This is a genomic window from Aggregatibacter sp. Marseille-P9115 (assembly GCF_920939465.1).
Classification (GTDB): Bacteria; Pseudomonadota; Gammaproteobacteria; order Enterobacterales; family Pasteurellaceae; genus Aggregatibacter; species Aggregatibacter segnis_B.
Genome location: NZ_OV100759.1, coordinates 1,502,293 through 1,526,109, shown reverse-complemented (window position 1 = coordinate 1,526,109; position 23,817 = coordinate 1,502,293). Strand labels below are relative to the sequence as shown.

27 protein-coding genes, 1 tRNA gene and 1 pseudogene are annotated in these 23,817 nt (G+C 41.5%); 25 read left to right on the top strand and 4 right to left on the bottom strand.

Annotation, left to right across the window (positions count from 1 at the left end; genetic code table 11):
- Positions 1 to 59: 59 nt before the first annotated feature.
- Positions 60 to 935 carry a rhomboid family intramembrane serine protease gene (locus LQ983_RS07345; protein ID WP_230622206.1) on the bottom strand — a complete coding sequence of 292 codons (876 nt, stop codon included), beginning with the start codon at positions 933 to 935 and terminating at the stop codon, positions 60 to 62.
- Between the two features lie 41 nt (positions 936 to 976).
- Between LQ983_RS07345 and LQ983_RS07340 the strand changes: the two genes are divergently transcribed.
- Positions 977 to 1,291, top strand: coding sequence for a DUF5389 domain-containing protein (locus LQ983_RS07340; protein WP_230622205.1), 315 nt, complete (start codon positions 977 to 979; stop codon positions 1,289 to 1,291).
- Here the strand turns inward: LQ983_RS07340 and glpE are convergent.
- Entirely contained in the window at positions 1,288 to 1,614 is a 327-nt protein-coding gene (gene glpE / locus LQ983_RS07335; protein WP_230622204.1) for a thiosulfate sulfurtransferase GlpE, read from the bottom strand. The genes LQ983_RS07340 and glpE overlap by 4 nt on opposite strands.
- A gap of 390 nt (positions 1,615 to 2,004) precedes the next feature.
- Between glpE and LQ983_RS07330 the strand changes: the two genes are divergently transcribed.
- From LQ983_RS07330 to serA, 6 genes are all read left to right on the top strand, one after another.
- On the top strand, positions 2,005 to 2,334 hold the full coding sequence (locus LQ983_RS07330; RefSeq protein WP_230622203.1) for a helix-hairpin-helix domain-containing protein: 330 nt from the start codon (positions 2,005 to 2,007) through the stop codon (positions 2,332 to 2,334).
- A 122-nt stretch (positions 2,335 to 2,456) separates the two neighbouring features.
- Complete coding sequence (gene rdgB / locus LQ983_RS07325) at positions 2,457 to 3,056, top strand: RdgB/HAM1 family non-canonical purine NTP pyrophosphatase (protein WP_230622202.1); 600 nt, start codon at positions 2,457 to 2,459, stop codon at positions 3,054 to 3,056.
- A 39-nt stretch (positions 3,057 to 3,095) separates the two neighbouring features.
- Positions 3,096 to 3,419: a YbjQ family protein gene (locus LQ983_RS07320; RefSeq protein WP_230622201.1), complete on the top strand. Its 324-nt coding sequence runs from the start codon at positions 3,096 to 3,098 to the stop codon at positions 3,417 to 3,419.
- Complete coding sequence (hemW, locus tag LQ983_RS07315; protein WP_230622200.1) at positions 3,419 to 4,588, top strand: radical SAM family heme chaperone HemW; 1,170 nt, start codon at positions 3,419 to 3,421, stop codon at positions 4,586 to 4,588. Before LQ983_RS07320 ends, hemW begins: the two co-directional genes overlap by 1 nt.
- 95 nt (positions 4,589 to 4,683) lie before the next feature.
- Positions 4,684 to 5,340, top strand: coding sequence for a ribose-5-phosphate isomerase RpiA (gene rpiA, locus LQ983_RS07310; RefSeq protein ID WP_230622199.1), 657 nt, complete (start codon positions 4,684 to 4,686; stop codon positions 5,338 to 5,340).
- A gap of 18 nt (positions 5,341 to 5,358) precedes the next feature.
- The gene (gene serA, locus LQ983_RS07305) at positions 5,359 to 6,591 is read left to right on the top strand and encodes a phosphoglycerate dehydrogenase (RefSeq protein ID WP_006719269.1); all 1,233 of its coding nucleotides are present in this window, start codon (positions 5,359 to 5,361) and stop codon (positions 6,589 to 6,591) included.
- Between the two features lie 72 nt (positions 6,592 to 6,663).
- Here serA and LQ983_RS07300 read toward each other — a convergent pair whose 3' ends face one another.
- Both LQ983_RS07300 and dauA read right to left on the bottom strand, forming a co-directional pair.
- Positions 6,664 to 7,305, bottom strand: coding sequence for a bifunctional 4-hydroxy-2-oxoglutarate aldolase/2-dehydro-3-deoxy-phosphogluconate aldolase (locus LQ983_RS07300; RefSeq protein ID WP_230622198.1), 642 nt, complete (start codon positions 7,303 to 7,305; stop codon positions 6,664 to 6,666).
- A gap of 32 nt (positions 7,306 to 7,337) precedes the next feature.
- Entirely contained in the window at positions 7,338 to 9,086 is a 1,749-nt protein-coding gene (dauA, locus tag LQ983_RS07295; protein ID WP_230622197.1) for a C4-dicarboxylic acid transporter DauA, read from the bottom strand.
- Between the two features lie 156 nt (positions 9,087 to 9,242).
- Between dauA and LQ983_RS07290 the strand changes: the two genes are divergently transcribed.
- The 18 genes and pseudogenes from LQ983_RS07290 (at position 9,243) to lon (ending at position 23,698) form a co-directional block, all read left to right on the top strand.
- A tRNA-Ser gene (locus LQ983_RS07290) sits at positions 9,243 to 9,332 on the top strand.
- A 199-nt stretch (positions 9,333 to 9,531) separates the two neighbouring features.
- The gene (locus LQ983_RS07285) at positions 9,532 to 10,545 is read left to right on the top strand and encodes a tyrosine-type recombinase/integrase (RefSeq protein ID WP_370636652.1); all 1,014 of its coding nucleotides are present in this window, start codon (positions 9,532 to 9,534) and stop codon (positions 10,543 to 10,545) included.
- 652 nt (positions 10,546 to 11,197) lie between these two features.
- Positions 11,198 to 11,425, top strand: a complete 228-nt coding sequence (locus LQ983_RS07280; protein WP_230622196.1) for an AlpA family transcriptional regulator — start codon at positions 11,198 to 11,200, stop codon at positions 11,423 to 11,425.
- Entirely contained in the window at positions 11,422 to 12,117 is a 696-nt protein-coding gene (locus tag LQ983_RS07275; RefSeq protein ID WP_230622195.1) for a hypothetical protein, read from the top strand. Before LQ983_RS07280 ends, LQ983_RS07275 begins: the two co-directional genes overlap by 4 nt.
- Positions 12,118 to 12,128: 11 nt before the next feature.
- The gene (locus LQ983_RS07270) at positions 12,129 to 13,070 is read left to right on the top strand and encodes a P2 family phage major capsid protein (protein WP_230622194.1); all 942 of its coding nucleotides are present in this window, start codon (positions 12,129 to 12,131) and stop codon (positions 13,068 to 13,070) included.
- Complete coding sequence (locus LQ983_RS07265) at positions 13,070 to 13,297, top strand: hypothetical protein (protein WP_230622193.1); 228 nt, start codon at positions 13,070 to 13,072, stop codon at positions 13,295 to 13,297. Before LQ983_RS07270 ends, LQ983_RS07265 begins: the two co-directional genes overlap by 1 nt.
- Before the next feature lie 116 nt (positions 13,298 to 13,413).
- Positions 13,414 to 13,668 (top strand): type II toxin-antitoxin system Phd/YefM family antitoxin, encoded by a 255-nt coding sequence (locus LQ983_RS07260; RefSeq protein WP_230622192.1) that lies wholly within the window; start codon positions 13,414 to 13,416, stop codon positions 13,666 to 13,668.
- Positions 13,658 to 13,948: a type II toxin-antitoxin system RelE/ParE family toxin gene (locus LQ983_RS07255; RefSeq protein WP_111278766.1), complete on the top strand. Its 291-nt coding sequence runs from the start codon at positions 13,658 to 13,660 to the stop codon at positions 13,946 to 13,948. The genes LQ983_RS07260 and LQ983_RS07255 overlap by 11 nt, the downstream gene beginning before the upstream one ends.
- A 34-nt stretch (positions 13,949 to 13,982) precedes the next feature.
- Positions 13,983 to 14,897, top strand: a complete 915-nt coding sequence (locus LQ983_RS07250) for a hypothetical protein (protein WP_230622191.1) — start codon at positions 13,983 to 13,985, stop codon at positions 14,895 to 14,897.
- A 112-nt stretch (positions 14,898 to 15,009) separates the two neighbouring features.
- On the top strand, positions 15,010 to 15,234 hold the full coding sequence (locus tag LQ983_RS07245) for an AlpA family transcriptional regulator (RefSeq protein WP_230622190.1): 225 nt from the start codon (positions 15,010 to 15,012) through the stop codon (positions 15,232 to 15,234).
- Positions 15,235 to 15,721: 487 nt separating this feature from the next.
- Positions 15,722 to 15,949 (top strand): host cell division inhibitor Icd-like protein, encoded by a 228-nt coding sequence (locus tag LQ983_RS07240; RefSeq protein WP_230622189.1) that lies wholly within the window; start codon positions 15,722 to 15,724, stop codon positions 15,947 to 15,949.
- Positions 15,946 to 16,284 (top strand): hypothetical protein, encoded by a 339-nt coding sequence (locus LQ983_RS07235; protein WP_230622188.1) that lies wholly within the window; start codon positions 15,946 to 15,948, stop codon positions 16,282 to 16,284. Before LQ983_RS07240 ends, LQ983_RS07235 begins: the two co-directional genes overlap by 4 nt.
- Positions 16,284 to 17,293: pseudogene (locus tag LQ983_RS07230) on the top strand (tyrosine-type recombinase/integrase). Before LQ983_RS07235 ends, LQ983_RS07230 begins: the two are co-directional and overlap by 1 nt.
- A 13-nt stretch (positions 17,294 to 17,306) precedes the next feature.
- Positions 17,307 to 17,480: a hypothetical protein gene (locus LQ983_RS07225; RefSeq protein WP_230622187.1), complete on the top strand. Its 174-nt coding sequence runs from the start codon at positions 17,307 to 17,309 to the stop codon at positions 17,478 to 17,480.
- Positions 17,477 to 17,788: a hypothetical protein gene (locus LQ983_RS07220; protein ID WP_230622186.1), complete on the top strand. Its 312-nt coding sequence runs from the start codon at positions 17,477 to 17,479 to the stop codon at positions 17,786 to 17,788. Before LQ983_RS07225 ends, LQ983_RS07220 begins: the two co-directional genes overlap by 4 nt.
- A gap of 10 nt (positions 17,789 to 17,798) precedes the next feature.
- Positions 17,799 to 19,997, top strand: coding sequence for a DUF927 domain-containing protein (locus LQ983_RS07215; RefSeq protein WP_230622185.1), 2,199 nt, complete (start codon positions 17,799 to 17,801; stop codon positions 19,995 to 19,997).
- A 436-nt stretch (positions 19,998 to 20,433) separates the two neighbouring features.
- Positions 20,434 to 20,898, top strand: coding sequence for a hypothetical protein (locus tag LQ983_RS07210; RefSeq protein WP_230622184.1), 465 nt, complete (start codon positions 20,434 to 20,436; stop codon positions 20,896 to 20,898).
- Between the two features lie 382 nt (positions 20,899 to 21,280).
- Positions 21,281 to 23,698 (top strand): endopeptidase La, encoded by a 2,418-nt coding sequence (lon, locus tag LQ983_RS07205; RefSeq protein ID WP_230622183.1) that lies wholly within the window; start codon positions 21,281 to 21,283, stop codon positions 23,696 to 23,698.
- Positions 23,699 to 23,817: the final 119 nt, after the last annotated feature.

Here is a 23,817-nt window from a genome sequence, read left to right as displayed (position 1 = left end):
TTCCTTAGTTGTTAAAATAACACTTCGGGCTGTTAATTTATCTTATTTTTACTCGAAGATCACGACTTTACGCGAATATTTCGATCCAAAAACGCCAATAACATTCCCACCAATAAACCGGAAATATGCGCCGTGTTGCCAATATTGATATCCACCAATGGACCGGCAAAGCCGAGCAAAATCCCCACCACTAACATATAAAAAAAGCCATCCGGCACTTCAAAATCGGTTTGTTTATTCAATTTATCCAATACAAACACATAGCCCAACACGGCATATACCACACCTGATAAACCGAAAAATGCCGGTCCGCTTGCGACGTTTTGCGCCACGCCGGTAATTACACCGGCAAGTAAATAAATCTGAAGTAATTTAATGCTCCCTAACTGCCGCTCAATCGCTCCGCCAAAAATCCACCACCAGGTGAGATTAAACAAAATGTGCATATTGGATAAATGTACCAATGTATGGCTGAGATAACGCCAAATCTCATCTTCTTGTTCCGGTTCAGCCGGGAAATGGATGAGTAATAAAAGCGGTTCGGCAAAACCTAAAAACATCAAAAGGTAAATCAAGGCACAAAGTGCGGTCAGAAAAACGGTTATTTTTTGCTGTTGGAAATAAGATAAAAAAGAAAAGCGGCTATTCGCCTGAGAGTTAGCGGAAGGCACTTCATGAGAAACATTGAGTGGACTGACACCGTTTTGCCACGCTTGTGCATTTTTTCGTTCCAGCCATTCTGTTAGAAAAACCTCTGTTTCCTGTTCAATCGCCAAAAAGTGCGGTGTGTTTTCCGATAGAAAAACATGATATACCAGCTTGCCCTGCGCATTTTGGTTTTCTTCAACAAGCACTTCCGCTTGATATTTCGTACGAATATGCGCCTTAAAATCACGCACTAAGTCAGGGATTTCACTACCAAACAAATGCTGCATTTGCTATATTCCTTTTCCAAAATTTAATCGACGGAGAAAAAATGAGAAATTCAAATTTGCCTCAGGGATTTAGCCCGTTCAGTTGGGCGATTGCTCTCTTTTGTTTACCTATTTTACTTTGGCCTTTGGCACAATTGGTTTCACCGCATTTATTGAACAATCCGCACCTCAGCGACATTCAAGTCCGAATCATGTCCATTTTTCTCTGGTGTTATCCATTGGCATTAGTCATCCTAGCGCGGATTTTTTATCGACTACATCAACGTAAACCGGCTTTTGCACGTCGAGTTTTAGCCTTAAGTGCGGTCATATTTTACGGCGTTTTAAGTTATATCATCGCCGTTGGATTTAATTAATATGCCGTTTCCAGCGGTAAGTTAGCATCCACCCAAGCGGCAAACCCGCCTTGCACACTGTAAACCTTTTCATAGCCACGTTGCAGTAAAAACGTGGCAACACTGCGACTGCTCACGCCATGATAGCAACTCACCAGAATCGGCTGATCGTAGTCATATTCCGCTTCAAAATCCGGCCAAGTGTGTTCTGTTAAATTCACTGCACCTTGAGCATGAGAATAATTGAAACGCACCTGATCACGTACATCCGCCAACACGGCATTTTCATCCTTTTGTAACATTTCCCACGCTTGTTGTGGCGTGATTTCAATAAAATCTGTCATAACATCTTATTCATTAATAGGCATTGAAGCCTATATAGCAAGGCATTTATCCGCATAAATACATCAATTGTGCTTAAACCGCCTTTCAACATAAAGTAAAAATAGTAACAATTGACTTACGGATAAACGATTTTTTTCCAAATATCAGTATAAAAGGTGGGCAAAATTAACCTTTTCCAGCCAAAAACTCAACGTTTTTTTAACAAACAAAACAGCGTTCAAAATCATCACCTCTGATAAAACCGCCCTTATTTCTACCGCACTTTTTTTGTTTTGCGATCAAGCTCCCAAAAGTGCGGTCGTTTTCTCGTGCATTTTTTCGATTTTCGGCAAAGTATGCCCGTTGATTAATTCAACGTGTATTTAACTTTAGTCTGAAAAGGAATCACTATGAAAGTAATGAAACATCTTTTGGCTTCTCTGTTCGTGTTAGGAACAGTGTTTACCGGCACTGCCATGGCAGCAGAAAAGGCGGCAGAACCTGCAGCACAAACAGAGCAACCCGCCGCAACGGCCGCTGTTAGCCAGAAAGTCAACATCAACACGGCCTCTGCTGCCGAAATTCAAAAAGCGCTTGTGGGTATTGGCGCGAAAAAAGCGGAAGCCGTCGTGCAATACCGTGAAAAACACGGCGCGTTTAGCGCTATCGAGCAATTATTAGAAGTGCAAGGTATCGGCAAAGCTACGCTCGAAAAAAATCGCGATCGCATCGCACTGTAATCTCTCTCCTCTAACATTGTTTTTATGTAAGACGAGGCAATGCGCCTCGTCTTTTTTATTGGGTGCGTTATAATACGAGGCATTTTTCAACCGCACTTAACAAAAATAAGTAAGAGAACAAAATGAAACAAAAAATTGTTTTAGCCACCGGTAATCAGGGTAAAGTCAGAGAAATGGCGGATGTGTTAGCCGATTTCGGTTTTGAGGTTATCGCTCAAACCGACTTAGGCATCAACAGCCCGGAAGAAACCGGTCTGACCTTCGTAGAAAACGCCATTTTAAAAGCCCGTTATGCGGCGGAAAAATCCGGTTTACCGGCGATTGCAGACGATTCCGGCTTAGTGGTTGACGCATTAAATGGGGCGCCGGGCTTATATTCCGCACGTTATGCCGGCGTAGATGGTGAACAGGCTGATGCGAAAAATCGTGAAAAATTGTTAGCGGAATTGGCGAATGTGCCAACCGAACACCGCAGTGCGCAATTTGTTAGCACCATCGTGTTATTACAACATCCAACCGATCCGTCTCCGATTATTGCGCAAGGCGCATGTCACGGTGTCATTACTTTTGAAGAAAAAGGCGACAATGGCTTTGGTTATGACTCACTCTTTTTCAGCCCGGAGACAGGTTGCACCTTTGCCGAACTGGAAACTGCAGAGAAAAAGAAAATCTCCCACCGTGCCCGCGCATTAAGCGCGCTTAAAGCGCAATTGGGCGCATAAAGTGCGGTCAGTTTTCATAACAAATTTAAAGGACAAAAGATGATTATTACTACCACGCCTCACATTGAAGGCAAGCAAATTGTAGAATATAAACAACTGGTATTCGGTGAAGTCGTTGCCGGTTCGAATTTTATCCGCGACTTTTTTGCCGGCATTACCGACATTATCGGTGGGCGTTCCGGCATGTATGAATCGCGCATTACCAAATCGCGCAAAGAAGCGTTAGATGAAATGCAGAAAAACGCCCAAGCATTAGGCGCTAATGCCGTTGTGGGCGCAGAAGTCAATTACACCACCATCACCTCCGATGCCAAAAGCATGTTCATGATTGTAGCAAGCGGTACCGCGGTGGTCGTTCGCTAATGATAACACCGCCGTTAAATCCGTTGCTGTTACCACCGCTGAGTTTATACATTCATATTCCCTGGTGTGTGCAAAAATGCCCGTATTGCGATTTTAATTCGCATGCGCAAAAAGGCGCGATTCCCGAACAGGATTATGTGCGCCATTTACTTGCTGATTTAGCGGCGGATTTATCGCGTTATCAGGAAAGCGTCCAACAGCGTCCACTGCATTCAATTTTTATCGGTGGCGGTACACCGAGCCTGTTTAGCGCAGAAAACATCGCCTATTTACTACATCAAATCGAACAGAGCATTCCTTTTGCACCTCATATTGAAATTACTCTCGAAGCGAATCCCGGTACGGCTGAAGCCGAACGTTTTTTAGGTTATGCACAAGCCGGCGTCAATCGTATTTCCATGGGCATTCAAAGTTTTTCCGATGAAAAATTGCAAAAATTGGGCCGTATTCATAATGCCGCCGAGGCAAAAAGTACGGTAGGTTTCGCCCGTGTTTCTCCTCTGCGTAGTTTTAATTTGGATTTAATGCACGGTTTACCCAATCAAACCTTAAACGAAGCCTTAGATGATTTACGCCAAGCCATTGAACTGGCACCGCCGCATTTGTCTTGGTATCAGCTCACCATCGAGCCGAATACGATGTTTGCCTACCGTCCGCCGAAACTGCCTGATGACGATGAATTGTGGGATATTTTCGAACAAGGGCATCAATTATTAACGGCTGCCGGCTATCAACAATACGAAACGTCAGCCTACGCCAAACCGGGCTTTCAGTGCCAACACAACTTAAATTATTGGCGCTTCGGCGATTATCTTGCCATTGGTTGCGGTGCGCACGGCAAACTCAGCTTTCCAAGCGGAAAAATTTTGCGTTACAGCAAAACCAAACACCCGAAAGGCTACATGCGTGGCGAATATTTATATGAAGAACGGGACGTCAGCACTGAAGATCGCCCTTTTGAATTCTTTATGAATCGTTTTCGCTTATTGGAAGCCGTGCCGAAAAGTGAATTTGAACAATTTACCGGCTTGTCATTAAGTGCGGTAGATAAGACGATGGCTTGGGCGCTGGATCAAAAATTCATCACGGAAACCGACCGCACTTGGCAAGTCACCGAGCATGGAAAACTGTTTTTAAACGAGCTATTAGAAGCCTTTTTGCCGGAATAACGTATCTCTACTTGTTTATGCCAAGGAAACTGATTAAAGTAAACGCAATCGTTTACGTGATTTAACTGCGTAATTTTGTGATGTAAGGAGAAAAAATGAATCAACTTGAAATGAAAAAAATCGCCGCGCAAGCGGCTTTGCAATTTGTGAAGCCGGATATGATCGTGGGCGTGGGGAGCGGTTCGACCGTGAATTGCTTTATCGAAGCCTTGGGAACGCTAAAAGATCAAATTAAAGGCGCTGTAGCAGCATCGAAAAATTCAGAAGAACTCCTCCGCCAGCAAGGTATTGAAGTTTTCAGCACAAATGATGTCTCCGGTTTAGATATTTACGTGGATGGCGCCGATGAAATCAATCCGCAAAAAATGATGATCAAAGGCGGCGGCGCGGCATTGACCCGTGAAAAAATTGTGGCTGCACTTGCAAAAAATTTCATCTGCATCGTGGATAGCAGTAAACAAGTTGATGTGTTAGGCTCAACTTTCCCATTACCGATTGAAGTTATCCCAATGGCACGTTCACAGGTGGCACGTCAATTAGTCACACTTGGCGGCGCACCGGAATACCGCGAAGGCGTCGTGACCGATAACGGCAACATCATTTTAGATGTGCATAATTTTGCCATTATGAATCCGGTGGAAATGGAAAAAGAATTAAATAACATTGCAGGCGTCGTCACTAACGGCGTGTTTGCTTTACGCCCGGCAGACACCGTGATTATCGGCACACCGGATGGTGCAAAAATCATTTAAAAATAATCGGAGACAAATATGACATCAAAAGTTTCATTAGATAAAAATAAAATCAAATTTGTGTTGTTGGAAGGTGTTCACCAAAGCACACTAGATACATTGCATGCCGCAGGTTACACCAACATTGATTATTACAAAAAAGCGTTAGACGGCGATGAACTCAAAGAAGCGATCAAAGATGCCCACTTTATCGGCTTACGCTCCCGCACCCATTTAACCGAAGAAATGATTGCGGCCGCACCGAAATTGATCGCTATCGGCTGTTTCTGTATCGGCACCAACCAAGTGGATTTAAATGCGGCGAAAGTACGCGGTATTCCGGTCTTTAATGCGCCGTTCTCTAATACGCGTTCTGTGGCAGAATTAGTGTTAGGTGAAATCCTATTATTAATGCGCAACATTCCACAAGCCAATGCCGATGTGCACCGCGGTTTATGGAATAAATCGGCGGTGGGTTCACACGAAGTGCGTGGCAAAAAATTAGGGATCGTGGGTTACGGTCATATCGGTTCACAACTCAGTATTATTGCTGAATCCATGGGTATGGATGTTCACTTCTATGACATTGAAAACAAACTGCCTCTTGGCAACGCCAAACAAGTGCGTAGCTTGGAAGAATTACTTGGTTCTTGTGATGTCATTTCCCTGCATGTCCCTGAATTGCCATCTACCCGCAATTTAATCAGCGCAGAACGTATTGCCCAATTAAAACAAGATGCCATTTTAATTAACGCAGCACGAGGCACCGTCGTGGACATTGATGCATTAGCCAAAGCGTTAGAAGAAGGTAAAATACGCGGTGCGGCAATCGACGTATTCCCGGAAGAACCGGCATCCATTAACGAGGAATTTATTTCACCATTACGCAAATTCGATAATGTGATCTTAACGCCGCACATTGGCGGTTCTACCGCAGAAGCGCAAGAAAATATCGGGTTCGAAGTCGCCGGTAAATTTGTGAAATATTCCGACAACGGCTCAACCTTATCTTCCGTTAACTTCCCGGAAGTGTCTCTACCGGAACACGAAGGCTCTAAACGCTTGTTGCACATTCATGAAAACCGCCCGGGTATCTTGACCAAAATCAACCAAATTTTCGTTGAGGCTAATGTCAATATCGCTGCGCAATACTTACAAACCGATCCAAAGATCGGCTATGTTGTCATTGATGTGGAAACCGACGATTCCGCACCATTGCTTGATAAATTGCGTCATATTGAGGGCACAATTCGCACACGCGTATTGTTCTAAAAATAAAATAAAAAAAGTGCGGTGGATTTTGAACCTGTTTTTAAATCCACCGCACTTTTTTGTTGCCGTTAACTACGAATTAACCCATTCCACAACATCTTTTGTTAATCGCCCAATTTCCTGCCAATTTTTCGCATTAATCAAATTCTTCTCAACAAACCAAGAACCACCACATGCCAATACATTTGGAATCGCCAAATACTCCTTAATATTCTGCATCCCAATGCCACCTGTAGGCATGATGTCTAACTGAGAATAAGGCCCCAACAAAGCTTTGATCATTTTTACGCCACCCGAAGCCTCTGCCGGAAAGAATTTCACGGTTTCGATCCCCATGTCTAATGCCGCCTCAATGGCCATCGGATTATTCACTCCCGGCGTGATCGGCAAGTCTAAATCTTGGCATAATTGCACAATTTTCGGATTCAACCCTGGTGTAACCACAAAATCAGCCCCACTGTTTTTCGCGGCGACAACCTGCTCAGCGTTTAATACTGTTCCAGCAGCAATCAAAAAGTCCGGTCGCTGTTGACGTAATAAACGAATCGCTTCTGCAGCAGCAGATGAACGAAATGTAATTTCCGCTACCGGTAAACCATTGTTTGCTAACGTATCTGCCAGTGGCAAAATATCTTCTGCTTGATCTAAGGCAATTACCGGCACGACTTTAAGTTCGCGAAGTTGCTCGGTAATTTGGGCTAACGTCAAAGACATACTCTCTCCTTTTTTATCTTTTTATTGTCGGGCTAGTGTTTAATTTCGATGCCCTCAAATTCCCGAATTTTATTCAGTGCCTCCGCTAAATCCGCCGTAAAATTAATTTGTTTAATCTCCGGCAAGCTACCGGATTTCACGATAGTACGTAACGGTTGGAATTGCATATTGCACATATAAAGTTGTTGATGTGGGAGCATGTGTTGCACAAAACGCGTAAGCGCGTGAATCCCCCCGGTATCCAATACTGTCACCGCATCGCATTGTAAAACAATATGTTTAATTTCGTGGTCGGTGTGTACGGTCTTATCATGTAAATCAGCAAACAAATTATCTGCCGCAGCGAAAAAGAGCGGTCCACTAATACGATAAATTAAGACATCATCTAAATCCTCCGGCACTGCGATGCTGATGGATTTAGTCATTTCAGCGATGGTACGAATAAACAACAAGCTTGCCAACAACACGCCCACAGAAATGGCGATCACCATATCGAATAACACGGTCAACACCAAGCAAACCAATAACACGGTGATTTCATTACGTCCGGAGCGACGAATTAACTGAATGATTTGTGGCAAGTCCGCCATGTGCCAAGCCACCACCAGCAATAACGCTGCCATAGACGACAACGGCAAATAAGAAAGCGCCGGCGCAAAAAATAACAAGGCAAACAAGACTAATAGTGCATGCACCACGCCAGCAAGTGGTGATACCGCACCGGATTTAACATTAACGGCTGAACGGGCAATCGCTGCTGTGGCGGTTATACCACCGAAAAACGGGGAGGCGATGTTGCCTAAACCTTGCGCCAATAATTCGTTATTGGAATGGTGCTTGGTGTCCGTCATGTTATCTAACACAACAGCACATAATAGCGACTCAATGGCACCCAATACCGCCATTGAGAACGCTGCAGGAAGCAGTCGTTGAATGGTATCGAAATTCCAATCAATTAAGTTGCCATGCATATCTGGAATATTCCACGGCAGTACAAATTCAGGCAAAACATTTGGAATACCAAAACCGGTGCTACCATCAGAAAGCGTGTATTGGAATTGTGTCCCGATAGTCGCTACAGAAAATCCAAAATGGGTTAAACCTAAAGATAATAATGTCGCAATAATCACCGCCGGCAAATGGCCTGGGATCGGTAAACGAAGTTTATGCCATTGGGTTAATACGATGAGTGTGATAATGCCTACTGCGGTATCCGCCCAGCTGATACTTGGAAGTGCGGTCAAGATAACTTGTACTTTTTCAAGGTAATGGGAAGGCATTTTTTCAATGCTTAAGCCGAGGAAATCCTTAATTTGCAAAGTGGCAATCACAATACCGATCCCCGATGTAAAGCCGAGCGTCACCGGCAACGGGATATATTCAATTAATCGCCCTAAACGACACAGCGCCATTAACACTAAAATGATGCCCGACAATAACGTGGCCATCAACAAACCGCTTAGCCCGAATTGTTGCGTCACAGGGTATAAAATCACCACAAACGCCGCTGTGGGCCCAGAGATATTAAAACGGGAGCCGCCGGTTAATGCGATAATCATCCCCGCAATAATCGCTGTGTATAGACCATGTTGCGGCGGTACGCCACTGGCAATCGCCAATGCCATAGAAAGTGGAATAGCAATAATACCCACAGTCAAACCGGCAATAATATCTTTAACCAAATAACGGGAGCTATAACCCGCGCGAAAGCTGTCTTTCAACGCACTGAAAGGTTTCACCGCAAGAAACACATTTTTAGAAAGAAACCATTTTTTTAACATAATTCATAATCGTAGATGAGAAATTGAATGGAATAACCATGAGTGGACGCTTATTTTACCTGATTATTGGCGAAATTTTTATCGTCTGATGGGGCAAATCATAAAAATACTTGACGAGGCTCAATGAAATCCTTATAGTTCGCACGTCCTAATCACGGTGAGATGTCCGAGTGGTTGAAGGAGCACGCCTGGAAAGCGTGTATGTGGGAAACTGCATCGAGGGTTCGAATCCCTCTCTCACCGCCACTTCACTTGTCAAATAACGTCTTTCTTGTCAAAAATCATAGCAAAAACAGCATATTATCATTTTTCTATTTGTCGTTTTTGTTCGTGAATGTTTGTCTTTGTTGTCGTTTTTAACTCCCCATATAACTCCCTCACTCTTTGGGCGTTTTTTCGAGGGAGTTAAAACGGTTTAATTTTAATCGAAACGAAGGCTTTCATTATGAAAATGGTTAAACCACTCACAGAAACCACTTTAAGATCTCTCAAACCGAAATCAAAAGAATACATAAAATCCGATGGAAACGACCTCTATATCCGCATAAAGCCGAATAAAACTAAATGTTGGTATTTCTCTTATAAGTTCGCCGGAAAGGAAAAGAAAATGAGCTTAGGTGCATACCCTGATCTTTCTTTGAATTTTGCCCGAGAAATTGCGCAAGAATACCGAGGCTTAATTTTGCGTAATATTGACCCTGCAGCCTATCGACAATCGTTGAATAATCCCGTTGAAGAAAAGAAAGTTACTTTTTCGGAAATGGCTATGATGTGGCGGGATAAACGTTTAAAGCTAGGTAAACTCAAGGCGCAAACCGTAAATGAAGCGTTCCGCCGAGTGGAACTGCATTTATTCCCTAAAATTGCAGATTTACCAATTGAGGAAGCAAGCTATAAAACTTTGGCTCCTGTGTTATCTCCCCTTAAAAACTCAAATACGCTTTATAAAATCAATATTGCGATTAATCAAATTTTCCGCATGGCTGAAGATGATGACTTGATTCAAAAGAATCCTTTTCGCAATATTCACGATGAATTTACTTATACAGAAACAAAAAATCATCCTACCCTTTCCCCGGAAGAATTGCCGCGTCTGTTTAAGGTATTACACGGTGCAGATATAAAAAAACCGACCGCACTTTTAATTGAATGGCAGTTGTTGAGTATTTTAAGAAGTTCGGAAGCGGTGAGTATTGAATGGGCTGATATTGATTGGGAAGCAAAGGCACTACATATTCCGGCAGAACGGATGAAAGGCGGAAAACGTGCGCACAGTGTTCCGCTTTCTTCACAAGCCTTGAATGTGTTGGAACAAATGCGGCGTTACACGGGAAACCGTAAATATGTGTTTTGTAGCCGCATTGCGCCTTACACTAAGCCGATGAACAGCGGCGCGGCAAACGTGGCATTAAAGCGAATGGGATTTCAAGGCTTGTTAGTTGCCCCATGGCTTACGTAGTATCGCCAGCACTTACTTACACGAGTTAGACCGCTTTTCATCCGAATCGATTGAATTATGTTTGTCGCACGAGACGCGGGGCAAAGTACGGGCGGCTTACGATAAATCAAAAAAATGGAAACCACGACAAGAGATCATGCAATGCTGGGGTGACTATGTTGAGCAATGTAAGCTTGAAGCGATGAAGACTGATTAAGACAATGGGCGGGAAACCGCCCTTTTCGCTTTCCCTTTGTTCCTAATTTTCCCCTAAATTTCCCCCAACCTTTCCTTTATGAAAAATCGCAAGCAAATCCTCGCCACGCCTGCGCGCTAAATAGAGTTATTTCAACGCAAATTTTAAACACTTCCCAAGCCTTACCAATACTGGAGCGGTTTAACTTTTTTGTTTCGTTTCTTCAACGCACGATAACGCAAAAAAAACGCCTTCAAAAATTCAATTTTGCCTCATTTTCTTTGATAAGAATCGGACAGTAGCCCAATTCCGGCTAAAAAGTGCGGTCGAATTTTCCATTATTTTGAGCTTATTTGGTGAGAACAGTGTTCACAATCTGAATTGAATGCAACAAAAACACCGATTATTTATCATTTCAACCGTTCCGAGAAGTAACAGACGGACACCATAAGGACTAGTTTTTTCAAAGAGTAGAAAATGCAAGAAACCACCATAAATGATCGCTTTTTGCGAATTGATGAAGTGACACAGCTCACAGGACTTGCACGAACGACAATTTATGACAAAACACGAGCCAATACTTTTCCGCAGCCGGTAGATTTAGGCGGCAATAAGAAAGCGTGGTTAGAAAGTGAAGTTAGAAATTGGATGCAAGAACGAATTAACCAACGAAACCAAAAACAACAGAAGGACGGCACAAAATGACCGAAATCAAACTAAACAACCCAGAAGCGCAAGAAAAATTGACCGCACTTTTAGATGAATTCAATCGCCAAAAAGCGGATTTAATGTCTCTTGATGAGGAATTGAAACTGCTCGAAGGCAAACAAGCGAAGAACAAGGCGACTTTATCCGCCGTGAATAATGAATCCGAAAGCAAATTAGCCGAAATTAAGGCTAAATTTGAAACTACGAAAGAATTAACGCTTGATGATTATACCGAATCGCAAAAAATCAAGGTTGAATTGAAGTCACGGGCGGATTTCTTCAATGCAATAGGTGAGGAGTTAGAAGCCAAAATTTATTCACAGCGTGAACAAGTATTTAATACGAGAAACCGCCTTTTAGAAGTCCGTAAAAAATTGATTTTATTCTACGGCGAAGCCTTGGCAGATGAATTTATTCAACAGCACCGCGCCCAAATCGCGCTATTTAAAAGCCTTATTATTAGTGGCGTAAGCTATGACCCCGTGACCGAAAAAGACGGGAAAGATGTATTCAACGAAATGCTAACGCAGAAATTAGCCGCGGTTAAAGAATCTTTGCCGGATGAATTTAAATTACCGGCACTAAATCTTGACAGCGATTGGAAGCCGAAAACCCCAACCGAAATCCATTTAGAGCAATTTCAACCACAAGAAGAAAAAGGCTTTAAGCGTTTATTGAATAATATGTAGGAGTTTATCTAATGAAGAATACAACTATTGCTAAATTCAACGAATACAAAAATAATTTAGATGCAGATAAAGGCACCGGCGTTTATTATTCGCATGATTTTGAAAAAGTAGAAAATATCCTTAAACAGGGTATTGGAAAAAATGCGTTTTTACGCCTTATCACCGTTAAATTTGTTGATGATATACATAATAAGGCTTATGAATTATCTTTGCCGTTGGTAAGTACCACCGACATTGAAAAGCACGAAAGAACACCTAAAAACTATATTCAAGGGAATGTTCCTTTTGAATGTAAGCAGATCAATCTTGATGTGAATTTACCTTATGCAGATTTAGACAAATTCGCCGAAGTAGATTTTGAACAGGCGATTAATAACGAATTAGGTGCGGAATTCTCCCAAAATTTAGTGATGATTGGCTTTCATGGTAAACAACGGGCCAACGACAGCGATCCGGAACAAAATCCATTAGGGCAAGACGTAGCAAAAGGTTGGATTGCCCAGTTAAAAGAACACAACCAAACATTGGATGCAAGCGCACACCAAGGCAAAAACACAAATGCCCTGATTCAGCTTGCCCTTGAAAAATTACCGCTTAAATTGCGTGAAAGCGGCGCATTGGTGGCTATTTGCGGGGCGAATGTGATGCCAAATGCCCGCGTGAATATCGGTCATGATGATTTAAAAAATGGCACACACAATAACGTGATGCCGGTACAAACGCTCATGGGCGGATTGAAAGCGGTCAATGTGAGCTATTTCCCGCGCAACGGAATTTTAATCACACCACTTGCTAATTTAGCCCTGTATTTTACGAAAAACACTTCACGCTTGTTTTTTATTAATCGCCCTGAACGAAACGTAGAGGAAGTGTATTTTTCAACAAGCCTTGATTTCTTGTTAGAAAATCACCGCCACGCGGTCTATATTGATGGGCTTGAGGTTGCTGAATAATGCAAACTATTGAAGAATCCGCTAAACAAATGTTAACTGCCACGCAATTTTTTATTAATCACAGCGTAAAAGGATTAATAGAAAGTGGCAAAGTGCGAAAAGAAGATGAAGATCATTTAATACTTGCGTTTATGGAGCTAATGGAACAAGAAGCGCAAGAATTTAAACGAAAATTCAACCGCACTTTACCAAACGAACCTCGAGAAAGCCGAATATTCACTTTCTAATCCTCATAACGCCCCGTCTTACCCACGGGGCTTTTTATTGCTCAAAGAGTGCTTTTAAAAGTTTTTTTTGAATGCTAATATAACAAGAAATAGCCACTTAACAAATAGGGGGAAGCATGGCAATACATCATATTTTGACACAACAAGCGGCAAGCATTACCGACTTAAAGCGTGACCCGATGGGCATTGCGCAAGCAAGTCAAGAAGGCGCGGTCGCAATTTTAAACCGCAACCAACCCGCCTTTTATTGCGTAACTCCCGCACTTTTTGAATATTTTCAAGAACTGGCAGAAGATGCGGAGTTAGGCAGAATTGCACAAGAACGCTTATCAACCCTTGACCCGGTAGAGGTAAGCCTTGATGACTTATAAGCTAACCTTTGATAAAAGGGCTTTAAAAGAATGGGAAAAGTTAGGCGACACCATACGCCAACAATTCAAAAATAAACTGGCGGAACGTTTAGAAAATCCAAGGGTGATCGGCGATAAATTAAGAGGTTATCAAAACCTTTATAAAATCAAACTTCGCTCCGCCGGCTATCGTTTAGTTTATGAAGTCAACGATAACCAAATTTATATTCTTGTTTTGTCTGTGGGCAAACGGGATAGATTAGATGCTTACAAAAACGCAGAATTCAGACAAGCCCAATAGCACGGGCTTTCTTTTTATGTAAGGAACCGCAGAAATGACACAGGGAAAAATCAAATTACCGCCGAGAAAATGGTATAGCCTGCAACAGGCGGCAGATAAATTAACAATGGATAGTGGAGAGGTGGTAACGGTTAATGATTTATTGCATTATGCCTATAACAGAAAATTACAAATCTGTACAAAATTTTTATACCTAGAAGACGTAGGAATAAAGATAGCCAATAAAGTTATAAAGTTTAATGAAAACAATTCAATTGAGCTATCTAATGCAATAAAGAAAAAAGAAATTAAAGAATATGATACATTTATAAAAACCATATCGGGGTTTAGTACAATTTATGGAATAACATACCCACAAGAGTTTAATTTTAAAATTGAAAATAAAGATGAATTTAATATTCACAAAGAAAAAAAGAGAATTTATTTTGGATTCCTTAGTTTTATGCTTGATTTTATAATTCATAACTACTCATTTTCAGAGGATGGATTCTATATAAGAAATGGAACGTTTTTTATTTTACCAATAACAAGTAAAAATAAGACGTTAGATTTTCTAAATGTAAAGACTGATGAAAAAACTAAAATTGAAAATGAGTATCTATTTATCTTACACGAAGATTTAGAGTTATTAAAACACGGGAAAGATTGGTTAAATGATAAAGAAATAAAGAATAATTTTGAAAAAATTCTAAATAAGGGTGGAAGACCGACTATAAAATACAAAGACGAGATTGTTTTACTCGCTGAAAAGATATTCAAAGCCTATCCGGAACACAATAGAGAAAGAATAAAAGAGGCGATTTTAGAGCTTGTGAACAATCAAAACTATTTTAATGATCCAAGTTTCAAAATAAATGAGGTAACAACAAAAAAAATTCTAAGAGAAAAAGAAATCGGCATATCTAGAGGAAAATCAACACCAATCAGGGCACTAGAGCAATTCAAATAAACTATCCTAATGATCTAAACCTAGTTTTGAACATTTAAAACTAGGTTTCTTTCTATTCAACCTATTTCCCACTCCCTACCATACACCCCGACAAACAGGACATAAAAAGACGTTGTTTGACAATCCAACCAAAGGGGAAGCTATGGACAAAAACACAGAAACCAAACCGCGCTATTACTCAACTGCCACAGTGTGCGAAATGCTCGATGTTTCGCGTAGCTGGGTATGGGAACAAGTCAACGCGGGGAAATTTCCGAAGCCGGTTAAATTCGGCCGACTTGCGCGCTATCCGGTGGATGCCGTGGAGCAATACATTCAGACGCAGCAGCAAGCCTGAATCGCAGGCAATAAAAAGCCCCGTGGGTAAGACGGGGCGAAAGTTGCAAAAATTAAATACCGATTTAACTCACCTAAAGGAACCAATATGAAAAATCGATGGGCGAATTATAGCCAAAAATCAACGCACGGCCAAATTGCACGAACACACAAACGCCTTTTTTCTTGTTTCCTCTTGACAGATAAAACGAGATTAAACTATATTAAATCCGCATTCGAAAAATCGAATGCCGGCCGTGACAAGCTGAATTTAGCAAAGGCGAACAACAGCACGCCAAATCGTGCTTTTTTTTGTTCGTGTAATTTACCTATCAAACCAAAATAGCCTTATTTCTGATAAGCTATTTCCAATGGTAGAGCGTAATGGGCAACCCTTAGTGGTTGGCTGTTTCCCTTTGCAAGCAGTTTGTCACCCCGTTACGTTCTACCGCCCGACCGTGACAAGTCTAGCGGTAGTTCCTGAAAATTTAGCAAAGGAAACTACGCAGATGAAACAGTTCATTTTTGCGGCGATTCGTCGCACTGATCTCTCTAATCATATTCAGAAAATTCGCATCAACGCCGAAACCGAACCAGACGCACGCGCCAAATTTGCGCGGGAATTTATTCTTGTTCTTGCCGGCACCATCAACCGGAAAAACACTTCCGATTTTAACCGCACTTTTGCGGCCTACTCCTCTGTTTTAGCCCTTTCAACACAAGGGGGCGCACAATGAACGGAAAACTCATCACGACCGCCGAAGGCATTTTAGTTTTTCGTGACCCAAATGCCCCGAAAATTCAAAATCACTCCGGACAATTGCTCGAAGATTTATTGAATCATTACCACATTCCAAGAAACCATGAAGAACGGGATTTAACGCAGAATTTAGCGTTTTATTGCGCGTGCTATCTGGCGTTATTCACCGAATTGAAGAAAACGCCTATTCGGTATTGGATAGATGAAAACCTATCCCGCTTTTATGCGGAAAATGCCCTTTATCCACTCCCGCAAGTATTAGAAAAATTTGCAGTATTACAGGCGCAAAAAGCACCGGAAGGAGGCAAATAATGGCAACAATTCTTAAAGACGAACGCCGTTATTCAGATGGCAGACAATGGCGCGTACAAATCAGACGAAAAGGCGTTTGCAAAAATGCCCGATTTTTTACGAAATACGAGGCGCAGAAGTGGGCTTTGAGCAGGAAGAAATGATTATGAATCGAGTAACCAACAGTACGCCTGATCTCACCGTGGCTTGGTTGATTGACCGCTATTTAAAGGAAGTTAGCATTAAGAAACGCAGCTATAAGGGCGAGAAATTGCGCTTTTTTAGACTATTGAAGCACCCGGTAGCGCAGATTAATTTGAGGGAATTAAAAGCCGATGATTTTATCGAGTGGCGCAAAGAACGCCTGCAACAGGTAAGCCCGGCAAGCGTGCAAAGAGAATGGAATTCAATTAGTGCGATGTTTTCTCATGCGGTGACGGAATGGCGTATTTTTAAAGAAAACCCGCTTAAAAATATCCGCACTTTGCCCCAACCGAAACCACGAACACGGCGTTATTCCAATTTAGAGATTCAAGGACTTATCCAAGAAAGTGGCTTCAAATGGGATGAACCGCCTACAAGCACCTTAGCCCGGGTCGGCATTGCCATATTATTTGCGATTGAAACCGCCATGCGGGCGGGCGAAATCATTGGTTTAACGTGGGAAAACGTACATTTTGAAGATTATATCGCACACTTGCCGATGACAAAAAACGGCTATTCCCGTGATGTTCCTTTATCAAGTAAGGCGATTGAGTTATTGCGCAAACTAGAGGAAATAAAAATCGAGGGTAAACCCGTTTTTCGGTTAACCAGCGGCACCTTGGATAACTATTTCCGACAGTTAAAGGCGAAATTATTTATTCAAGACTTGCATTTCTACGATACCCGGCGAGAAGCCTTAACCCGCCTTGCGGCGAAAGTGGATGTGATGACACTGGCAAAAATTTCAGGCCACCGAGACTTATCCATTCTACAAAATACCTATTATGCGCCGGATATGAAGCGCGTAGCGGGCTTATTAGGCTAAGGAGAATTAAATTATGCTTACTCAAAGAATCACATTACCCAATGGCGCAGTTGTTGAATTTTTTGGCGATGCGAACATGATGAAAACCATCTTCCCGGAATATGAGGCAAAACGACAAGCAGAACGAAAACGTAAACAAAAACGCCAATTACAAAAAAGTGCGAGACGGAAAAGCAGGGGGAAATGATGGAACCATTGAAAAAAATCACCCTTGCACAATTTTGGCAAATGATGAATGACATTGAAGGGCGAATTATCGCCCTTGAACAGAGCCAGCCTCCAAGGGCTTTCAATCATGAGGAAATATGGACGGCGAAAGAAGTCGCCGCCTACGCACGCGTTTCTTACGGTTATTTAATGCAAAAACTCATTCATGAACCGCACTTTCCGAAAAGTGTCGGCACGGCGAAGAAAAACGCGCCGAAAAAATACCGCGCGGGCGAAATTATTCACTATTTTGAAAACCGTAATCACCACTTAAAAAACACACAATAAGGCCATAAATATGATGAACGGAAGATTAAAAAATGCACCTCACCTTGAAGTTCAATCCGATGCGCCTTTTAGTGAAATCATTGCACTAATTGGATCCAAAGCATGGCAGGCATGGGGAACCGGCAAAAATAAAGGAAAAGGCGAAGAATGGGCACTTATTAAGCCTCAATTCGGCTTAGAGAAAGACTATAAACCGATGATTTTAGGTAGAGACCAATTAGTAAATATCGCCAATTTGCGTTTAACGAAAGAAAACACGCATTTTATGCGCTTATGTGTTTTTGGCGAATTGACCGATGCACAGAAAAGTGCGGTATTACTTAACCTCTCCAAGAATAGCAAAGTAGAGAAAGTGCGTATTTGCGACAATGTAGGGCAACAAGTGGAAGATTGTAGCGACTATGTAACACGTTTGCGCACAGATGAAGAAACGCAACAACGTGCGGCGGAATACGCAAAATTAGCGGAGGTTGCTGATACCCCCAAAACAAGCCCTTACATTGAATATAGGGAAGTAAATGGAATTAAAGGCTTGTTTTCCATTAAGCCAAAACTCGATAAAGATACTGGGGAGATTCTACGAGAAGAACAACAATGGATTTGCTCAAATATTGATTTAATCGGACAGGGCAAAAATGAGCAGGGCGAATATTATTATCTGTTCCAATGGAAAAATCCCGATGAACGGGAATCACGCTTAGAAGCTGTGCATTTAGCCGATTTTGGCACAGAAGCAGGTTGGAAACAGCTTAAAGGCAAGGGCTTGAAAATGACTCAAGGACAAGGATTAATCGGCAAATTAACCGAACATTTTCATAATTTAAGCATGAATACCCAATGCAATTACAAAATCACGAAGCTTGCCGGTTGGCAAAATGGTGCGTATTTATTGCCAAGTGGTGAAATGATCGGTGAACCAACAAGTCCGATATTTTTCACAGAAAAGAGCGGTGCGGATTTAGGCTATACCGTAAGCGGCACCCTTGAAAGTTGGCAACGGGAAATAGCCAACAATGTGAAAGGCAATCCATCTATGATGATTGGTGTTGCCGTAGCGTTTGCCGCGCCGATGTTGGCTATTTTAGGGTGTGAATCTTTTGGTGTGCATTTATTTGCGGAAAGCTCAAAAGGTAAAAGCACCACCTTACAAATTGCCAACAGCATATACGGCAATCCTGAAAAAATAAAATTAAGCTGGAGTTCAACCGACAATGCACTAAAAACAGAGGCGGCAGCACGCAATGACGGCTTTTTAACTATGGACGAAATAGGAGAAGCTAAAGATGGGAAAATGCTGGAATCTATAGCTTATGCTTTATTTAATGGAACAGATAAGAACAGAAACAGAAAAGAGGGCGGCAATAGAGAAATAAAGCGTTGGAAAGTAACAGCCCTTTCCACCGGAGAAAAAGACTTAGAAACACAGTTACGCCTACAAGATGTGAAAGTTCATGCCGGGCAGTTGGTGCGATTACTTAATATTCCATTAGAGGAAGCGAAGGCATTACACCAATTTAACAACAATAAAGCACACGCTGATCATTTAAATGAAATGGTGCTTGAACACTTTGGCGCAGTGGGGCGTGAATGGATTACATACTTATCCGAACATAAAGAGGAAGTACGGGAAAGCTACAAAATCATTCGCAAAAAATGGCTGGATTTATCAAGCAATATGAGCGGACAAGTGCAACGCGTCGCCGGTGACCGATTCGCCATATTGGAAACCGCTTTGCAACTGGCAAAACATTTAACCTCATGGAGCGAAGAAGAAAATGGGCAAGCCATGTTAAAAAACTTTCTTAACTGGAAAGAAGATTTTGGCGAAAATAGCCGGGAGGAAACCAAGATTACCGAAACCCTGTTAGAAGCCTTATGCACTTATGAATCGAGTTTTATTGAATACCCGGCAAATAATAGGCCAACGCCAAGGGAAATTTATGGCATCCGCGTTTTGGAAAATACTACACTGAACGAACCGGAATACTTCTTCATTTATCATAATGCGTTTAGCGAGATTATAAAGGAATTTCCGGTAAAACTTGCACTTAATGTGTTAGCTAACGCCGGCATATTAAAAACGCCTCGGAATCCTGAAAAAGGCTATGAGTATAGAACTGTTATACCAAGGAAAATAGCCGGAAGTAACAAGAAAATACGCGCTTATAAAATCATTCCAATAACGGAAGATGAACAGACGGAAGAATAATTTAACAAAGCAAGGTGAACGCCTTGCTTTTTTAGTGCTCAATCAATGCAAATAAACTTAGAGATATATTTTTTTAATAGGAAAATTAGGAAAATATTTATAATTTATATAATATTCAATGTGTTATAAAAAACATTTTGCCTAAATAGATATTAACTTTGCCTAAAATACCCCTCATTTTGCCTAAAATCACCCTAGTTTTTCCTATACTCAAAAATCAATCAATTTTATTTATCTAAAATTTTCCTATAATTTGCCTAAATCTTCCTATGCCTTTAGGCAAGAATTTGGCTTGTAACGCATTGAAAAATATTATATTTATAATTCCTTGCCTACTTTTCCTATTTTCCTAACGATTTTTACACATACACAAAATATTTTTATTTTTTTCTACTTGCCTTAGAATCAAACCAAACAACAACTATGGATGAAATAAATGATTACTTTGTTCCTGTTTGTAATAGCCGCGCCAATTTATCTACTGATTGCCGGGCTTGTCATTGGGGGCACATATTTAATCAATATCCTTCCAATACTCCTTGTCTTGTACTTCATCATGGCTTTTTTAGTGGGAATGTTTACGCCATTCAAACCGTGGTTTAATGAACACCGCACTAAAATAGACACTGCCGGGAAATTAGTTGCCTTAATTCTGTTTGGTCCATTAATCGTAGTGCTAGCCGTCGCTATTCTTGCCTTGCCCTTTGTCATGATTTACGCGATAAGTGATAATCCGTTCTTATGGTATGCCGTGACTTTGTTTTTTATGGGAAGCATTGCTTACAGCATTAAGAAAGAGATTAAACGCAAAAGAGAAGAAAAAATTTGGCAAGAAACACGGGAACGCGCTGCTATGCACCGATATTTTTATCATGAACAGAAGCAGACTAAAGGCGATTAAACGAAATTAAACGAGATTTAAAGATTGACCACCTCATAGAATTTCTTAATAATGCCTCGCCAAGCAAAGACAAACGATAAAATTTCTGTGTTTAACTCCCTCGCTTACCCCCTTGGAAGTATTCGATAAAGCAGAAAAACCAATAACAACAAGGCTTGGCGATAAAAAGCGGTAGTTCTCTCACCGCCATTCTTAATGAATTTTCTTTTTTAATCTTTATTTGTTCCAATCTATTTCAGTTATACTGAGCAACATTTTCAACAATAAAAACACGTTAAAAAATCACCGCACTTTTATGTGTTGGCATCTCCTTTTGATGCTTGAATTTACGGAATCCACCCCAATATTAGGCGAAATCAGCGGAATTTAGATAAGAGAGTACATGATGAGAGCAAAAAAATCAGAATTACAAACTATACCGGTATTGCCATTGCGCGATGTCGTCGTGTTTCCTTTTATGGTCATGCCGTTATTTGTAGGTAGACCAAGATCCATTAGCAGCCTTGATGATGCCATGAATAATGGCAAACAGCTGTTATTGGTTTCGCAAAAACAGGCAGAATTAGAAGAACCGTCCATTAACGATTTATATGATGTCGGCACCATTGCCAATATTATCCAATTACTCAAACTTCCTGATGGCACCGTGAAAGTGTTAGTGGAAGGACAACAGCGCGCCAAAATTCATCAAATTGAAGATTCCGGTGAACATTTTCAAGCACAGGTAGAACCGCTTAATAGCACGCTTGGTAATAAAAAAGAATTACAAGTCGTCCATAAAGCCGCTTTAGATGAATTTCAAAATTATGTGAATTTGAACAAAAAAGTGCAGCCGGATATTCTTTCCGCACTTCAACAAATTGAAAATTTGGAACAAGTTAGTGACACCTTAGCCTCCCATTTACCGGTTTCTGTTGCCCAAAAACAAACCGTATTAGAAATGACCAATGTAGTGGAACGTTTTGAGTATTTGCTGGGTTTAATGCAGTCCGAAGCGGATCTATTACAGGTGGAAAAACGGATTCGTAGTCGCGTGAAAAAACAAATGGAGAAAAGCCAGCGCGATTATTACTTAAACGAACAAATTAAAGCCATTCAAAAAGAGCTCGGCGAAGAAGAAAATGCGATAAGTGAAATTGAACAGCTTCGTCAAAAAATTGAAGAGGCAAGAATGCCTTTGGAAGCACGTGAAAAAGCCGAAGCTGAATTGCAAAAACTGAAAATGATGTCGCCAATGTCGGCTGAAGCCACCGTTGTGCGCAGTTATATCGATTGGATGATTCAAGTGCCTTGGCATAAACGCACCAAAGTGAAAAAAGATCTCGCTAAAGCACAAGAAATTTTAGATGCCGATCACTATGGTTTGGAGCGCGTGAAAGAGCGTATTTTGGAATACCTTGCCGTGCAAACCCGTTTAAATCAATTAAAAGGACCAATTCTTTGCTTGGTAGGTCCTCCTGGTGTCGGTAAAACCTCTTTAGGACAATCTATTGCCAATGCAACAGGGCGTAAATATGTGCGCATGGCATTAGGCGGCGTGCGTGATGAAGCAGAAATTCGTGGTCACCGTAAAACCTATATTGGTTCCTTGCCGGGCAAATTGATTCAAAAAATGGCAAAAGTCGGTGTAAAAAACCCGCTCTTTTTGTTAGATGAAATCGACAAAATGTCTTCTGATATGCGTGGCGATCCAGCTTCTGCTTTATTAGAGGTATTGGATCCGGAACAAAACGCCCATTTCAACGATCATTATTTGGAAGTGGACTACGATTTATCCGATGTCATGTTTGTGGCGACCTCAAACTCCATGCACATTCCAACGCCATTATTAGATCGTATGGAAGTGATTCGTTTATCCGGTTATACAGAAGATGAAAAACTGAATATCGCCACTCGCCATTTGATCAACAAACAAATGGAACGCAACGGGCTAAAAGCAGGTGAATTAACCATTGATGACAGTGCGATCGTGGATATTATCCGCTATTACACTCGTGAAGCCGGTGTGCGTAATTTAGAACGTGAAATATCGAAAATCTGCCGTAAAGCTGTAAAAACCTTACTGTTAGATAAGAAATTAAAATCCATCAAAGTGACGGCGAAAAATCTACACGATTACCTTGGTGTGAAACGCTTTGAATTTGGTCGTGCAGATACGCAAAATCGTGTTGGCGAAGTCACTGGTTTGGCATGGACGGAAGTCGGCGGCGATTTACTGACGATTGAAACCGCCTCCGTGCCGGGCAAAGGCAAACTCAGTTACACTGGCTCCTTGGGGGATGTCATGAAAGAATCCATTCAAGCGGCAATGACTGTCGTACGCGCCCGTGCAGATAAATTAGGCATTAATCCGGAATTCCACGAAAAACGCGATATTCATATTCACGTTCCGGACGGTGCGACACCAAAAGACGGCCCGAGTGCAGGGATTGCTATGTGTACCGCATTGGTGTCTTGTTTAACCGGTAATCCGGTAAAATCCGAAGTAGCGATGACCGGTGAAATCAGCTTACGTGGCAAAGTATTACCAATTGGCGGTTTAAAAGAAAAATTACTGGCTGCGCACCGTGGCGGCATTAAAACGGTGATTATTCCAAAAGATAATGTGAAAGATTTGGAAGATATTCCGGAAAACGCCAAACGTGATTTAAATATTCACGCGGTAGAAACCATCGATGAAGTGTTAACCATTGCATTGGAAAATCCGCCAAGCGGTGTTGAGTTTGTCAAACTTGAACCGATTTCTGCGGTGAAAAGCAGTCGTCGTAAGAAAAGTATTTCTCCAAGTGCGGTCAATTAATTAAACGTTTTTTAAAAGCCAAATTATCATCGAATAATTTGGCTTTTTTTATTTTGCTAGTGCGTGTAAAGGCGCTTTAGATTATAATCGTGCAAATTTTTGCTTTATTTTTATAGGAT